Genomic DNA, 14,886 nt, shown 5'->3' with positions numbered 1-14,886 from the left:
AGGACAATTATGTCAAATATTTATGATAGTGCAAACGAACTTAGTCGTGGACTACGCGAATTGCCTGAATACAAGGCGGTTAAGGAAGCTAGAGATGCTATCCAAGCCGATGAAGAAGCTAGTAAAATCTTTGCAGATTATATTGCTTTTCAACATGAAATCCAAGTCATGGCACAAACTGGTCAAATGCCCGACGCTTCTTTCCAAGAAAAAATGGAAAGCTTTGGTAAGCAGATTCAAGGTAACGCTCTTTTATCAGCTTTCTTTGCCAAACAGCAACAACTTTCTATTTATCTATCTGATATTGAAAAAATCGTATTTGAACCAATTTCAGAACTTTTAAAATAAGAATTTACCTCATAAAGTCAGGAATTTTTAAGAAATTTCTGACTTTTTGTGATAAAATAAGAAAAAGTATTGTCAGTATGAGGTCTAGTATGAAGTTAAAAACTAACGTTAACCATTTGAATGGTAGCATTCGCGTACCAGGTGACAAATCCATCAGTCATCGCTCTATTATTTTTGGAAGCTTGGCTGAAGGTGAGACTAAAGTTTATGATATTTTGCGTGGTGAAGATGTCCTATCAACCATGCAAGTATTTCGGGACCTCGGCGTAGAGATTGAGGACAAAGACGGTGTCGTTACCATACAAGGTGTTGGGATGGATGGATTGAAAGCTCCTCAGAATGCTCTCGATATGGGCAATTCTGGCACCTCTATTCGTTTGATTTCAGGTGTCCTTGCTGGTGCAGACTTTGAAGTAGAGATGTTTGGAGATGATAGTCTTTCTAAACGCCCCATGGATCGTGTGACTCTTCCCTTGAAAAAAATGGGAGTTAGCATTTCAGGTCAAACAGAGCGAGACTTGCCACCGTTACACTTAAAGGGAACGAAAAACTTAAGACCTATTCAATACGAATTGCCAATCGCCTCTGCACAAGTTAAGTCAGCCTTAATTTTTGCGGCTTTGCAGGCTCAGGGTCAATCTGTCATCATTGAGAAGGAGTGCACTCGTAACCATACAGAAGATATGCTCCAACAATTCGGAGGTGATTTGAGTGTCGATGGTAAGACAATCACTGTCCAGGGGCCACAGAAACTAAGTGGACAAACAGTTGTTGTACCAGGAGATATTTCTAGTGCAGCCTTTTGGTTGGCGGCAGGTTTGATTGTTCCTAATTCTCGTGTGGTACTTAAGAATGTTGGTATTAATGAAACTCGTACAGGGATTATTGATGTTATCCGTGCTATGGGTGGGAAATTAGAACTTACTGATGTTGATCCAATTGCCAAATCTGCAACCTTGACTGTTGAGACGTCAGACCTAAAAGGAACTGAGATTGACGGAGCCTTGATTCCACGTTTGATTGATGAATTGCCAATTATCGCCCTCCTTGCTACCCAAGCTCAAGGTCAAACAGTCATCAAAGATGCAGAAGAACTTAAGGTCAAAGAAACGGATCGTATTCAGGTTGTTGCAGATGCTTTAAATAGCATGGGGGCAGCTATTACTCCTACAGCAGACGGCATGATTATCAAAGGGAAATCTGCTCTCCACGGAGCCAGAGTAAATACCTTTGGTGACCACCGTATCGGCATGATGGCAGCCATTGCAGCTCTTTTAGTGGCAGATGGAGAGGTCGAATTAGATCGTGCTGAAGCTATTAATACTAGCTATCCAAGCTTCTTTGATGATTTGGAGACTTTGATTCATGGCTAAGGTTTTACTAGGTTTTATGGGTGCAGGAAAATCTACTATTGCTAGAGAATTAGATCCTGACTTTGTAGACATGGATGCCTTGTTGGAAGACCGACTGAGGATGCCGATTGCTCTTTTCTTTGAAGAAAAAGGAGAAGCAGCCTTCCGTCAGGTAGAATCAGAAATTTTAGCTGATTTATTAAAAACAGACCAAGTCGTGTCAACTGGGGGAGGAGTAGTCGTTTCTCCGCGTAATCGTGCCTTGCTAAAGCAAAATCTAGATAATATCTACCTAAAAGCAGATTTTGAGACCCTGTACCAGCGAATTTCAGCCGATGAGGACAATCAACGCCCACTATTTTTAAAGCATAGTAAGGAAGAATTGGCTGCGATTTTTAAAGAAAGACAGGCTTGGTATGAGGAAGTGGCTAGTAAAGTTATCGATGTGTCCAAGCTAAGTCCAGAGGAGATTATAGAGGAATTGACATGAAAATTGCCTATCTAGGTCCTAAAGGATCTTTTTCGCACCATGTGGTGCAAACGGCTTTTCCTCATGAGGAACTAGAGCCTTTTTCAAATATTACGGACGTTATCAAGGCTTACGAACAGGGCTTAGTAGATTTTTCAGTAGTGCCAGTTGAAAATTCTATTGAAGGTAGTGTTCATGAAACCTTGGACTATCTTTTCCACCAGGCTCGAATTCAAGCTGTGGCGGAGATTGTACAGCCAATTCATCAACAGTTGATGGCGGTGCCAGGGCAAGTTAAAATAGAGAAAATCTTTTCTCACCCACAAGCTTTGGCACAGGGGAAGAAATTTATTGATGAGCATTATCCAGACGCTCAACTGGAGGTCACTGCCAGTACAGCCTACGCTGCGCGCTATGTTTCTGAGCATCCTGATCAACCATTTGCGGCCATTGCCCCTAAAAGTTCGGCTGGAGAATATGGTTTGGAATTAATTGCTCAAGATATTCAAGAGATGGAAGCTAATTTCACTCGCTTTTGGGTTTTGGGTGCAGAGTTGCCACAGATTCCTTTACAAGATGCAACTGAAAAAATGAGCCTAGCAGTAACCTTGCCAGACAATTTACCTGGTGCACTTTACAAGGCACTCTCGACCTTTGCTTGGCGAGGGATTGACTTAACCAAGATAGAAAGTCGTCCCCTAAAAACAGCCTTGGGCGAATACTTTTTTATCATTGATGTGGACTATGCTGATAAAGAACTGGTCCATTTTGCTCAAAAAGAACTAGAAACGATTGGAATCCAGTATAAAATACTAGGAGCTTACCCTATCTATACCATTCAGGATAAAGGGAAGGAGAAGGAATGACTAGAGAGAATCCTTTGACACATCATGAAAAACTGAGATATGACTATCTTTTGAAAAACATTCATTATTTGAATGAGAAAGAAAAGAGAGAATTTGCCTTTTTACAAGCCAAGTTAGAAGGTCAAAAAGATTCAGCAGAAGTTTTCAATCCAGAAGCCAAAGAACAACTTCTTTCAGACTCTGGTATCGACCTGCCAACCTATGCTAATCGTAGTCGTTCTAGTCGCCGTAGTAGTGGAGATCAACTGGAAACGAAGATTCCAAAAGCTAAGAAGCAAAAGAAAAAAAGGGGTTTTCGTTTTAAACGCTTATTTGCTTGGTTAGGGATGATATTGCTTTGTGTAGCAGTAGGAATGATCGTCATGTTCTTAAAAGGCTTCCAATCGGCGAACCCTAATAGTTCAAATGGGCCCAAAGATGCCAAAGCTGCTCAGGTTGAAGTCTTCAATGGACAAGATACGCGTGATGGGGTTAATATTCTGATTTTGGGTACGGATGGCCGTATTGGACAGAATAGTGCAGAAACACGGACAGATTCCATTATGGTTTTGAATGTAAGTGGCAAAGATAAAAAATTGAAGCTCGTTAGCTTTATGCGTGATAATTTGGTCTATATTGATGGGTATAGCCAAGTCATCAATGGTCAAAAACAGACCGACCATAAATTAAACTTGGCCTATGAATTAGGGGAACAAGAAGGTAAACAAGGAGCTGAAATGGTCCGCAAGGTGCTCAAGGATAATTTTGATCTAGACATCAAATATTATGCACTTGTCGATTTCCAAGCCTTTGCGACAGCCATTGATACGCTTTTCCCTGACGGGGTGACTATTGATGCCCAGTTTTCAACTCTAAATGGGGTTCCAGTTACAGAAGCGACTGTAGGCGATGACTTGCATGCAACGGAAACTGAGTCACCGACTCAAACCATTCGAGTTGGAAAACAACAGATGAATGGTTCGACTCTTCTGAACTATGCACGTTTCCGTGATGATGATGAAGGGGATTATGGCCGTACTCGTAGACAACAGCAGGTCATGACAGCTGTCTTGCAGCAGATTAAGGATCCTACAAAACTTTTCACCGGCTCAGAAGCACTCGGGAAAGTTTTCGCCATGACCTCTACAAACCTTCCATATACCTTCTTATTGACCAACGGTTTATCAGTCCTTGAAGGAGCGCAGAATGGTATTGAAAGATTGACAGTCCCAGAACTTGGAGACTGGGTAGATGACTTTGATGTATACGGCGGTCAATCCCTTCGAGTGGACCAAAAAGCTTACCAAAATAAATTGGCCCAAATGGGATTTAGATAACATGTAAAATGAATCAGAGCTTGAGGTACCTATGAAAATGGTTATCTTGGGCTTTGATTTTTCACATGGTCAGATGGATTTATAAACTATTTTTATGGTATAATAGAATGATGTATTCTATAGAAGAGGAAGAGAATGAGATGAATGATTTAAAGGCAATTCAAGCTCGTAGCCTAGAGATGGCTGAATATTTTGTCGCCTTTTGTAAAGAACACGATTTACTCTGTTATTTGTGTGGTGGAGGAGCTATTGGAGCTCTACGAAATAAAGGTTTTATTCCTTGGGATGATGATTTGGACTTCTTTATGCCACGAAAGGACTATGAAAAACTAGCAGAGTTATGGCCTCAATATGCGGATGAGCGTTACTTCCTATCAAAGAGTGATAGAGACTTTGTTGACCGCAATCTCTTTATCACTATTCGAGACAAGGAGACGACTTGTATCAAGCCTTATCAACAAGATTTGGATCTTCCCCACGGCTTGGCTTTGGATGTTCTTCCCTTGGACTACTACCCTAAAAATCCAGCAGAGCGCAAGAAACAGGTCCGCTGGGCTTTGATTTATTCTCTATTTTGTGCACAAACCATTCCAGAAAAGCACGGAGCTCTCATGAAGTGGGGCAGCACGATTTTATTAGGATTAACTCCTAAAGCCCTTCGCTATCGTATCTGGAAAAAGGCTGAGAAAGAAATGACCAAGTATGGACCAGCTGAAAGTGATGGCATCACAGAGTTATGCTCAGGTCCAGGTTACATGAAGAAGAAATACCCAATTCAAGCCTTTGAAGACAACATTTTCTTACCTTTTGAAGGAACAGAAATACCTATTCCAGTTGGTTATGATGCCTATCTCAGTACAGCTTTTGGTGACTACATGACACCACCACCAGCTGACAAGCAAGTGCCTCACCACGATGCCCTTATAGCAGATATGGATAAGAGTTATAGAGAATATATGGGAGAATACAATGCAAGAAAAAATTAGTATCATTGTTCCTGTCTATAATGTAGAAGCTTATTTGGAACGCTGCGTAGAGTCGATTTTAAAGCAGACTTATACCAATTTTGAATTGCTCCTTATAAATGATGGTTCGACTGATGAGAGTGGGGACTTGTGTGATCGGCTGGCCTTGAGAGATAAACGAATTCGGGTTATTCATAAGGAAAATGGTGGTTTGTCTGATGCTCGAAATAGAGGAATTGATGAAGCAAGTTCAGATTTGATTGGCTTTATTGATAGCGATGATTATATTGACGAAGATATGTACGAGACTCTCTACCGTCATTTAAGAGAGGCCAATGCAGATTTATCAATGTGTGGTCACTACGATGTCTTTCATCAGATTCCTGAAAAACAAGTTTCAGAGATTAAAACTTGGCAATTATCTTCAGAAGAAGCTATCAAAATGGTCATGGAAGCAAAGATTTTGTCTGTGACTGCTGTTAATAAATTATATAAAAAAGAACTCTTTAATCATCTAAGATTTGAAGTTGGAAAAATTGCTGAAGATGCCTTTATTATGATTCGTTTATTGGATCAGTGTCAGAAGGTTGTTGCGACCAATGAGAAAAAGTATTATTATGTACATCGTGAAAACAGTATTACTACACAAAAATTCTCATTAAAATTTTTAAATGTGATTGAGGCTTATGAGCAAAATGCGAATATAATAAGGGAGCACTATCCCACAATTGCTGATGTTGCAACGATGCGTTTAAATTGGGCCTATTTCTATGTTTTGGATAGATTGTTGATTGATTCCGATTTTAAAGATAAATTACTAGAAGATAAATTGATACATTATCTAAAACAGAATAGAGTGAATATTTTAAGAGATGCTAGATTTACCAATGCTAGAAAAATAAGTTTTCTAGCTCTACTATTCAACAGAAAGCTCTACACTAAGATCTTACTTGGTCAACATAACCGTTAGGAGAGAAAATGATTTCTATTATTGAGAAAAACTATTTTAAAATTAATCTGGTATTTTTATCAGTCATATCTTTTTATTGTATGGCAGGACTAATTGTTCCACTTCAATTCATTTCTGCTAATAAATTTGTTACCCTAGGCATGACTCTGATGGGAGTTTTACTGGGTTTATATAATTTCTTTGTAAAAAAAGCTTATTTATTTGTGAGAAAAATTGAGTATCTAATTCTCTTTTTTGCCATGAATATTATCACAAGTTTACTGGTGATTAAGTATGGCTTTTCAACGAATATCAAGAACTTAGTAGTATTCTTTATCTATTTCTTTGCTATTTATCCAATTTTTCAGACCTTTACCAAAGAAAAGTCTCGACTTTTGTTTAACTTATTCTTCTCAGTGATTACTGTAGCTAATACTGTGGGAGTTTTCATTTCTCTTGTTCAATTCTTTATGTTGATTGGTTACAGAGTTTTCGACTATAAAGGCTTGTTAATTCGTCAAGGATTTGTTGAATCCCGTTTATTTGGTATTTTAGCAAGTCCTAATTATTTATCGATTATCTCCTTAATTATTATTATTTACTTAGGGATGAGGCTAACTTTCTTCAGTAAATTTGTTAAAACCTTAGCTATTTCATCCATTCTTCTTAATTTCGCTTATATCGTTTTATCTGGTTCAAGAACGACCTACATCTGTTTGGTTGTGGCCGCTTTTCTATATTCTTTGGTGAAATTTGACTTCCGTAACAAGCTAAAATCTTTTGTCGCTGTATTGTTAACAGTTGGACTAGTATTTTTATCTTATAATGGTGTCAAGTACAGTAGTGATCTGTATTTGAAAGCTCACTCAGCTGAAATTCAACGAAATAAGGAAAAAGGTGAAAACAATAATTTGACTTTGGAGCGAACTGATACCAGCGAAGAAAATATTTCCAATAACCGCTTTGCTATTTGGCAATCGACAGCCTCGTTCATTCCAAAGAGACCTCTATTTGGTTACTCAGCAGGAAACTGGTATGAATTAGGGAAAACTTATGATGCAAGTGCATATATCATTAAACAACATTACTTAACTCACAATGGATACCTAGAGTTATTATTCTATAACGGAATCTTTGGTATCGTGCCGATCGCTATTTTCATGCTCTCATTTATCTTTGCAAGTCTTAGAAAATTCAAAAAAGACAAAGAGGAAGATAGAATTGATCATGAGCTTGTTTCAGGATTACTGATGACCGTCGTTATCTTGATTTCTAACTTATTCTTGAGTTCAACCTTCTATGGTATCTCATTATTAGGTTGTATTCTGTTTATAATCTCAGGCTATTATTTCTCTGTTATTTCTAAAAAGAGAGATGGATACAGAAAACTATCTGAAGAAGAGATTAAAGAAGTAGAATTAGGGGTAATGGATTATATCCACAATCTCTGTGAAAGAGAGAATATTAGTTATTCTTTGGCTTATGGAACTCTATTAGGATCCGTTAGACATAAGGGCTACATCCCTTGGGATGATGATGTTGATATCTCATTGAAACGTGATGAGTATGACAAGTTATATCAAGCAGTTCTACGGGACAATGACCCTATCTACAAAGTAGTATCTTGGGAAAATGATGCTCGCTATCCTTATCCATTTTATCGAGTATATGATGCTCGTACCGTTTATGAGAATAACTATATTGAAAATGATATCGATTTAGGAATTTGCGTGGATGTTTTCCCATTTGATTATTATGCTGATGTCAATAAAGAGATGGTTAAACTAGATACCTATCGTAGACTTTCTGTTTATACTCTCTATGGTATTCATAGTAAAAATGCTGGATTTAAGAATCTTGTCAGATATCTATTAGTACTTGTTTTCCGTTTAACAAGAGTTAAAACTTGGAATAAAAAAATGAACATTCTCTCAATGCAGGCTAATGATAATGATTCTATTGATTATTTGATGGAAAATAAGAGAACTTCTACAAAATTTGAGAAGACGCTGCTTGATAAAGTAATGGACAGCCCATTCGAAGATAGAATTTATAAAATTCCAGCAGCTTCTCACCAGATCTTATCAGCTATCTACGGTGATGATTTTATGGAAATTCCACCAGTTGAAAAACGAGTGAAACATGATGATTTTGTCGCTTATATAAAAGAGGTGTAAGACGTGTTACAATGGTTAAAAAGAAGTTTGGCAAGTCTTTTAGGGGACAAGAAAGACCTCATCAAGAACTTACCAATCATTAAAAGTCTCAATGACAAAGCGAACGTTGAATTGGACTCCAAAAGAAGTGAGTTGTTAAAAGACAACTTTGAAGAGATTCTTCAAACGATTTATAGTTCTCCTTTAAAAGATTATGATATTTGGTTGGATTTTGGGACTCTATTAGGCTTTTTTAGAGAAAATGATTTTATTAGCCATGACCTGGATATGGATTTTGGCATCATTATTCCAGATTATCAACGCTTTGTAGAGGATGAACAATATCTCTTGGAAAGAGGTTTTTCAAGAACCAAAGAATTTTATTACAATGAACAATTGGTAGAACTATCATACAGCTTTAAAGGTTTGAATGTAGATCTTATTGTTTATGATAAAAAAGGGGAAACAATCTCCTCCGATACGATTTTCTTTATGATTAATGCTTTGGGAGTACCAACTCGTCATGAGGTCTATCATTACGAATTGCCATTCAGTCAATTACAAGTCGCAAACTTTAAGGGCGTAGATGTGAAAATTCCAGAGAATACTAGAGACTATATCAGTCACTTGTATGGAGCTGATTTTGAAACTCCAAATACCAATTATAATTGGAAAGAAAATCCAATCTATAAACAAGGTGATGCCAACTTTGCTCGAGTTGTTTTAAAGAAATAAGCTAAGTACACTTACAAATGAATTACAAAGTCTATTTGTGAATGACACCAGATAAGTTTTAAGGAAAGAAGTGATAGATTTGAAAAATTTAAAGAAGACAATCTTATTTAGTATTATACTTTTGTCAGTTACTGCCAGTCACTTGCAAGCAGTAAAGGCAGACACTATCTCAGCAGGTTCTGGGAATCGTATTCACTTTATCAATACCAAGGGAGCTTCAGGAAGTGATGCCATTCTATTGGAGAGTAATGGACATTATGCCCTAATTGACATGGGGGAAGATTATGATTTTCCAGATGGAACGGATCCGCGTTATCCAAGCCGAGTTGGTATTACAAGGCAAAATGAGCTTGTTTTGGAAGATAGATTATTTCGCCATTTAAATCGACTAGGTATTCAAAAATTTGATTTTATCTTAGGAACCCACGTCCATAGTGATCATATCGGTGGCGCAGATGAGATTCTAAAACGTTATCCAGTCGGAAAACTTTATTTAAAAAAATATACTGATGAGAGAATTACCAGTAAATGGCGTCTGTGGGATAACCTTTTTAATTATGATAATGCACTCAATGTTGCTCGTGAAAAAGGAGTAACAATTGTTCAAGATATTAAGGAAGAAGATAGTCGTTTCAAATTGGGCGATATGGATATCCAACTCTATAATTATAAGAATGAGTATGGTCCGGATGGCAAATTGAAAAGAGTCTATGATGATAATTCGAATTCCTTGGTTGCAGTTGTAACAGTTGCAGGGAAAAAAATTTATCTTGGTGGCGACTTAGATAATGCTGAAGGTGCTGAGGATAGATTAGGCCCAGAAATTGGCAAAGTAGACATGATGAAATGGAATCATCATTATGATGCTCAAATTTCAAATACAATTCCTTTTTTAGATTCTCTTTCACCTAGTATGGTTGTCCATACGTCTTCTTATGACGCAAATCTGGCTTCAACAAGAGATTATCTAAAAAAGAAGAATATTCAGGTTGTTCATGCTTCTAGTCTAACTAAGGATGCGACGGTATTTAATATTGCTGATTCTGGTTTTACAAATGTTTCTGATTCTTTCCCAGATATTCCTACAGTATCTGAAGAATGGTATCAAGAAGATGGTTACTGGAAATATCGTCTATCAGATAATGAAATGGCCATTGGATGGAGAAAGATAGATAATATCTATTATTTCTTTAATGGAAAAGGTCAAATGCAGGCAAGCAAATGGATTCATTTAAATGATAGTAGAGAAAAACTGGAAGGCAACTGGTATTATCTTAATAGTAATGGTAAGATGCAGTATGAGGGCTGGTTCAAGCAAGATGGTTCATGGTACTATATTAGCTCTACAGGTGCAAGACTTTATAATGAACTAGCTGAAATCGGTGGGCAGAAGTACCTCTTTGATAAAGATGGTAAAATGCTTACTGGCTCACAAGTCTTTAATGGTAAGAAAATGTTCTTTGCAAGTAGTGGGGCATTACAGTCAGATGAGACAGGCTCTGGTTGGAAAAAGATTGAATCAAACTGGTACTACTTTGATGAAGAAGGAAAACAAATAGTTGGTAAAAAAGAAATCAATGGAGTAACCTACTACTTTGATAATAAGGGAGTTATGCAAACAGGTTGGGCCTTGATTGAAGGGCATTGGAACTATTTTGCAAGTTCTGGAGCGATGAAAACAGGCTGGATCAAGGATAAAGATACTTGGTATTACTTTGATAAAGAAGGTGTCATGCTAACTGGGCTCCAAGAGATTGAAGGTACTCGCTATTATCTCAATGCAAGTGGGGCTATGCAAACTGGCTGGAAATGGTTTGACAATCATTATAGCTACTTCACAAGTAGTGGAGCAATGAAGACAGGTTGGCTCAAAGATAAGGGTCTTTGGTACTATCTAGATAAAGAAGGTATCATGCAAACTGGCCTACAAGAAATTGAAGGTGCTCGCTATTATCTCAATGCAAGTGGAGCTATGCAGACCGGCTGGAAATGGCTTGATAATCATTATAGCTACTTCACAAGCAGTGGAGCAATGAAGACAGGATGGCTCAAAGAAAACGATCTTTGGTATTATCTAGATAAAGAAGGTATCATGCAAACTGGCCTTCAAGAAATTGAAGGTACTCGCTATTATCTCAATGCAAGTGGAGCCATGAAAACCGGTTGGAAATGGTTTGATAATCATTATTATTACTTCACAAGCAGTGGAGCTATGAAGACAGGTTGGTTCAAAGATAAGGGGATCTGGTACTATCTCCAAACTGAGGACGGAGTCATGGCAACAGGTCTTCAAGAGATTGATGGCTCTCGTTATTATCTCAATACTAGCGGCGCAATGGAGACTGGTTGGAAACAGTTGAATGACAACTGGTACTATTTCCAAGCAGATGGTTCACTTCTAAGAAATGGAACAACACCTGATGGCTACAAGGTCAATCAAGATGGTATTTGGAGCTTAAATCCTGTAAAAGAGGAAGAAGTTCAGGGAGATCAAGAAGATCCTAAGAAGGATTCTGATAAGCCGGTAGATAAGGAAGAAAAATCAGCAGATGCCCAAGAAACTTCGACTTTGAAGGCAGATAAAGAATAAGTGCTTTCTACCTCATACTAAGTCTTTGAGAAAGTTCCCTATGTGCTAGTATTTCAGTAACTACCTAGCTTTCTCATGAAATAGTATTTATATACATCTCAAAGAATCGATCAATGTTTTTAGAATGAGAATATTGATCAGCTTTGGGATGTTTTTTGATTCTTTACCCCCTAAATTGTTGAAAACATTCTCTTAGTCTTCAAATCGAAATATTTTGATAAGAAATTTTAAAAAACACCGATTAGATAAATAAGAAAAATTATGGTATAATAAAACGATACAAAAAAGGAGTATATATGGACATTTCAGAAATTCGTCAAAAAATTGACGCCAATCGTGAAAAATTAGCTTCTTTTAGGGGGTCTCTTTGACCTCGAAGGGTTAGAAGAAGAAATTGCCATTTTGGAAAACAAAATGACAGAACCTGATTTTTGGAACGATAATATTGCGGCCCAAAAAACGTCGCAAGAATTAAACGAACTAAAAAATACCTACAATACCTTCCATACCATGGAAGAGTTGCAGGATGAGGTTGCAATCTTACTAGACTTTTTAGCAGAGGATGAGTCTGTTAAGGATGAGTTGGTGGAGAAGCTAGCTGAGCTAGATCAGATGATGACTAGCTACGAGATGACCTTGCTCTTATCAGAGCCTTATGATCATAATAATGCTATTTTAGAGATTCACCCAGGATCTGGTGGAACAGAAGCCCAAGACTGGGGCGATATGCTCCTTCGTATGTACACTCGTTATGGTAACGCTAAAGGCTTTAAGGTTGAAGTCTTGGACTATCAAGCTGGTGATGAAGCAGGAATTAAGTCGGTGACCTTGTCTTTTGAAGGGCCAAATGCTTATGGACTTCTCAAGTCAGAAATGGGAGTTCACCGTTTGGTACGTATCTCACCATTTGACTCAGCTAAGCGTCGTCACACCTCGTTTACTTCTGTAGAGGTTATGCCAGAGTTGGATGATACTATTGAAGTTGACATCCGAGAAGATGATATCAAGATGGATACTTTCCGCTCGGGTGGAGCAGGTGGACAAAACGTCAACAAGGTTTCAACAGGTGTCCGCTTGACCCACATTCCAACAGGAATTGTTGTTGCATCGACTGTTGACCGTACTCAGTATGGAAACCGTGACCGTGCGATGAAGATGCTTCAGGCAAAACTCTATCAGATGGAGCAGGAAAAGAAAGCTGCGGAGGTAGATGCCCTTAAGGGGGATAAGAAAGAAATCACATGGGGAAGCCAAATTCGTTCCTATGTATTTACCCCTTATACCATGGTGAAGGATCACCGTACCAGTTTTGAAGTTGCGCAGGTAGATAAGGTCATGGATGGAGACTTAGATGGTTTCATCGATGCCTATCTAAAATGGCGTATTAGTTAAAAGAAAGGAAGTCACATGTCGATCATTGAAATGAGAGATGTTGTCAAAAAGTATGACAACGGGACAACAGCCCTACGTGGCGTCTCTGTAAATATTGAACCAGGAGAGTTTGCCTATATCGTAGGTCCTTCAGGTGCAGGTAAGTCAACCTTTATCCGTGCCTTGTATCGTGAGGTTAAAGTTGAAAAAGGAAGTTTGCAGGTTGCAGGTTTTAACCTCGTGAAGATTAAAAAGAAAGATATTCCGCTCCTTCGTCGTAATGTTGGAGTTGTCTTTCAGGATTACAAACTTTTGCCAAAGAAAACCGTTTATGAGAACATTGCTTACGCAATGGAGGTTGTCGGTGAAAGCCGTCGTAATATCAAAAAACGTGTTATGGAAGTTTTGGATCTTGTTGGTTTAAAACACAAGGTTCGTTCATTCCCCAATGAATTATCAGGTGGTGAGCAACAACGTATCGCCATTGCTCGCGCTATCGTAAACAATCCTAAAGTTTTGATTGCGGATGAACCAACAGGTAACTTGGACCCAGATAATTCATGGGAAATCATGAACCTTTTGGAGCGCATCAATCTTCAAGGGACAACTGTTTTGATGGCGACCCACAACAGCCAAATCGTAAATACCTTGCGCCACCGTGTCATTGCCATCGAGAATGGTCGTGTGGTTCGTGACGAAGCGAAAGGAGAGTACGGATACGATGATTAGTAGATTTTTCCGCCACCTATTCGAAGCTTTAAAGAGTTTAAAGCGTAATGGGTGGATGACCATTGCTGCTGTCAGTTCAGTAATGATTACCTTGACCTTGGTTGCTATTTTTGCCTCAGTTATCTTTAATACTGCAAAATTGGCAACGGATATCGAAAACAACGTACGTGTCATGGTTTATGTCCGTAAAGACGTTGAAGACAATAGTGAAACCATCGTAAAAGAAGGCCAGACAGTCACTAACAATGACTACCACAAGGTTTATGATGCCCTCAAGGCTATGCCAGCCGTTAAAAATGTAACCTTCTCAAGTAAAGAAGAGCAGTACCAAAAGTTGACTGAAACCATGGGTGACGAGTGGAAGGTTTTTGAAGGAGATGCCAATCCACTTCATGATGCCTACATTGTCGATACCAATTCACCAAGTGATGTGAAACCAGTCGCTGAAGAAGCTAAGAAAATCGAAGGAGTTTCTGAGGTTCAAGACGGTGGTGCCAATACGGAGCGTCTCTTCAAGTTGGCTTCCTTCATCCGTGTTTGGGGATTGGTCATTGCAGGACTCTTGATTTTCATCGCAGTCTTCTTGATTTCAAATACCATTCGTATCACTATCATTTCACGTAGTCGTGAAATTCAAATCATGCGTTTGGTTGGTGCCAAAAATAGCTACATTCGTGGTCCATTCTTGCTAGAAGGAGCCTTCATTGGGCTATTAGGAGCAACTATTCCATCAATCATGGTTTACTTTATCTATAACCGAGTCTACCAATCAGTTAACCCATCTTTGGTTGGACAAAATCTATCTCTGATTACCCCAGATGCTTTTATTCCATTGATGATCGGTCTCTTGTTTGTCATCGGAATCTGTATCGGTTCACTTGGTTCAGGAATCTCAATGCGTCGATTCTTGAAAATCTAAGTAAGATAGTTTACTAAAATCTATAAAAGTAGGATACCATCAGGCTTGACCGAGTCTGATGGTCCTACTTTTTATGTTGAACTTATAAATCATACTCTTCAAAAATCTCTTCAAACCACGT

The 14,886-nt window shown here is 38.4% G+C and carries 13 protein-coding genes; all 13 read left to right on the top strand.

Annotated features, from left to right (window positions below; all coding sequences use genetic code 11):
* Positions 1-9: 9 nt before the first annotated feature.
* The 13 genes from HMPREF2728_RS07340 to ftsX all read left to right on the top strand — a co-directional run bounded on the left by HMPREF2728_RS07340 (position 10) and on the right by ftsX (position 14,765).
* Entirely contained in the window at positions 10-348 is a 339-nt protein-coding gene (locus HMPREF2728_RS07340; RefSeq protein WP_075227509.1) for a YlbF/YmcA family competence regulator, read from the top strand.
* A gap of 89 nt (positions 349-437) precedes the next feature.
* Complete coding sequence (aroA, locus tag HMPREF2728_RS07335; protein ID WP_075227508.1) at positions 438-1,721, top strand: 3-phosphoshikimate 1-carboxyvinyltransferase; 1,284 nt, start codon at positions 438-440, stop codon at positions 1,719-1,721.
* The gene (locus tag HMPREF2728_RS07330; protein ID WP_075227507.1) at positions 1,714-2,190 is read left to right on the top strand and encodes a shikimate kinase; all 477 of its coding nucleotides are present in this window, start codon (positions 1,714-1,716) and stop codon (positions 2,188-2,190) included. The genes aroA and HMPREF2728_RS07330 overlap by 8 nt, the downstream gene beginning before the upstream one ends.
* Positions 2,187-3,035: a prephenate dehydratase gene (gene pheA / locus HMPREF2728_RS07325; protein ID WP_075227506.1), complete on the top strand. Its 849-nt coding sequence runs from the start codon at positions 2,187-2,189 to the stop codon at positions 3,033-3,035. The genes HMPREF2728_RS07330 and pheA overlap by 4 nt, the downstream gene beginning before the upstream one ends.
* Positions 3,032-4,351, top strand: coding sequence for an LCP family protein (locus tag HMPREF2728_RS07320; protein WP_075227505.1), 1,320 nt, complete (start codon positions 3,032-3,034; stop codon positions 4,349-4,351). Before pheA ends, HMPREF2728_RS07320 begins: the two co-directional genes overlap by 4 nt.
* A 140-nt stretch (positions 4,352-4,491) precedes the next feature.
* Positions 4,492-5,337: a LicD family protein gene (locus HMPREF2728_RS07315; protein WP_075227504.1), complete on the top strand. Its 846-nt coding sequence runs from the start codon at positions 4,492-4,494 to the stop codon at positions 5,335-5,337.
* Complete coding sequence (locus tag HMPREF2728_RS07310) at positions 5,321-6,286, top strand: glycosyltransferase family 2 protein (protein WP_075227503.1); 966 nt, start codon at positions 5,321-5,323, stop codon at positions 6,284-6,286. Before HMPREF2728_RS07315 ends, HMPREF2728_RS07310 begins: the two co-directional genes overlap by 17 nt.
* Positions 6,287-6,294: 8 nt before the next feature.
* The gene (locus tag HMPREF2728_RS07305; protein ID WP_075227502.1) at positions 6,295-8,442 is read left to right on the top strand and encodes a LicD family protein; all 2,148 of its coding nucleotides are present in this window, start codon (positions 6,295-6,297) and stop codon (positions 8,440-8,442) included.
* A gap of 3 nt (positions 8,443-8,445) precedes the next feature.
* Positions 8,446-9,156, top strand: a complete 711-nt coding sequence (locus HMPREF2728_RS07300) for a LicD family protein (RefSeq protein WP_075227501.1) — start codon at positions 8,446-8,448, stop codon at positions 9,154-9,156.
* Positions 9,157-9,235: 79 nt separating this feature from the next.
* A complete protein-coding gene (locus tag HMPREF2728_RS07295) occupies positions 9,236-11,746 on the top strand; it encodes an MBL fold metallo-hydrolase (protein ID WP_075227648.1) in 2,511 nt (836 codons plus the stop codon).
* Positions 11,747-12,042: 296 nt separating this feature from the next.
* A protein-coding gene (gene prfB, locus HMPREF2728_RS07290) for a peptide chain release factor 2 (protein ID WP_148130293.1) occupies positions 12,043-13,138 on the top strand; the annotation gives its coding sequence in 2 pieces (ribosomal slippage) (positions 12,043-12,114 and positions 12,116-13,138; 1,095 coding nt in all).
* Between the two features lie 15 nt (positions 13,139-13,153).
* Positions 13,154-13,846 (top strand): cell division ATP-binding protein FtsE, encoded by a 693-nt coding sequence (gene ftsE / locus HMPREF2728_RS07285; protein ID WP_049508675.1) that lies wholly within the window; start codon positions 13,154-13,156, stop codon positions 13,844-13,846.
* Positions 13,839-14,765: a permease-like cell division protein FtsX gene (ftsX, locus tag HMPREF2728_RS07280; RefSeq protein ID WP_070459836.1), complete on the top strand. Its 927-nt coding sequence runs from the start codon at positions 13,839-13,841 to the stop codon at positions 14,763-14,765. The genes ftsE and ftsX overlap by 8 nt, the downstream gene beginning before the upstream one ends.
* Positions 14,766-14,886: the final 121 nt, after the last annotated feature.

The organism is Streptococcus sp. HMSC061D10 (assembly GCF_001808865.1).
In the GTDB taxonomy this organism is placed as follows: Bacteria; Bacillota; Bacilli; order Lactobacillales; family Streptococcaceae; genus Streptococcus.
This window is presented reverse-complemented; position numbering and strand designations above follow the sequence as displayed.

Coding starts and splice junctions, on each gene's coding strand:
- HMPREF2728_RS07340 (WP_075227509.1), top strand. CDS start 10: ATGTCAAATATTTATGATAGTGCAAACGAACTTAGTCGTGGACTACGC.
- aroA (WP_075227508.1), top strand. CDS start 438: ATGAAGTTAAAAACTAACGTTAACCATTTGAATGGTAGCATTCGCGTA.
- HMPREF2728_RS07330 (WP_075227507.1), top strand. CDS start 1,714: ATGGCTAAGGTTTTACTAGGTTTTATGGGTGCAGGAAAATCTACTATT.
- pheA (WP_075227506.1), top strand. CDS start 2,187: ATGAAAATTGCCTATCTAGGTCCTAAAGGATCTTTTTCGCACCATGTG.
- HMPREF2728_RS07320 (WP_075227505.1), top strand. CDS start 3,032: ATGACTAGAGAGAATCCTTTGACACATCATGAAAAACTGAGATATGAC.
- HMPREF2728_RS07315 (WP_075227504.1), top strand. CDS start 4,492: ATGAATGATTTAAAGGCAATTCAAGCTCGTAGCCTAGAGATGGCTGAA.
- HMPREF2728_RS07310 (WP_075227503.1), top strand. CDS start 5,321: ATGCAAGAAAAAATTAGTATCATTGTTCCTGTCTATAATGTAGAAGCT.
- HMPREF2728_RS07305 (WP_075227502.1), top strand. CDS start 6,295: ATGATTTCTATTATTGAGAAAAACTATTTTAAAATTAATCTGGTATTT.
- ftsE (WP_049508675.1), top strand. CDS start 13,154: ATGTCGATCATTGAAATGAGAGATGTTGTCAAAAAGTATGACAACGGG.
- ftsX (WP_070459836.1), top strand. CDS start 13,839: ATGATTAGTAGATTTTTCCGCCACCTATTCGAAGCTTTAAAGAGTTTA.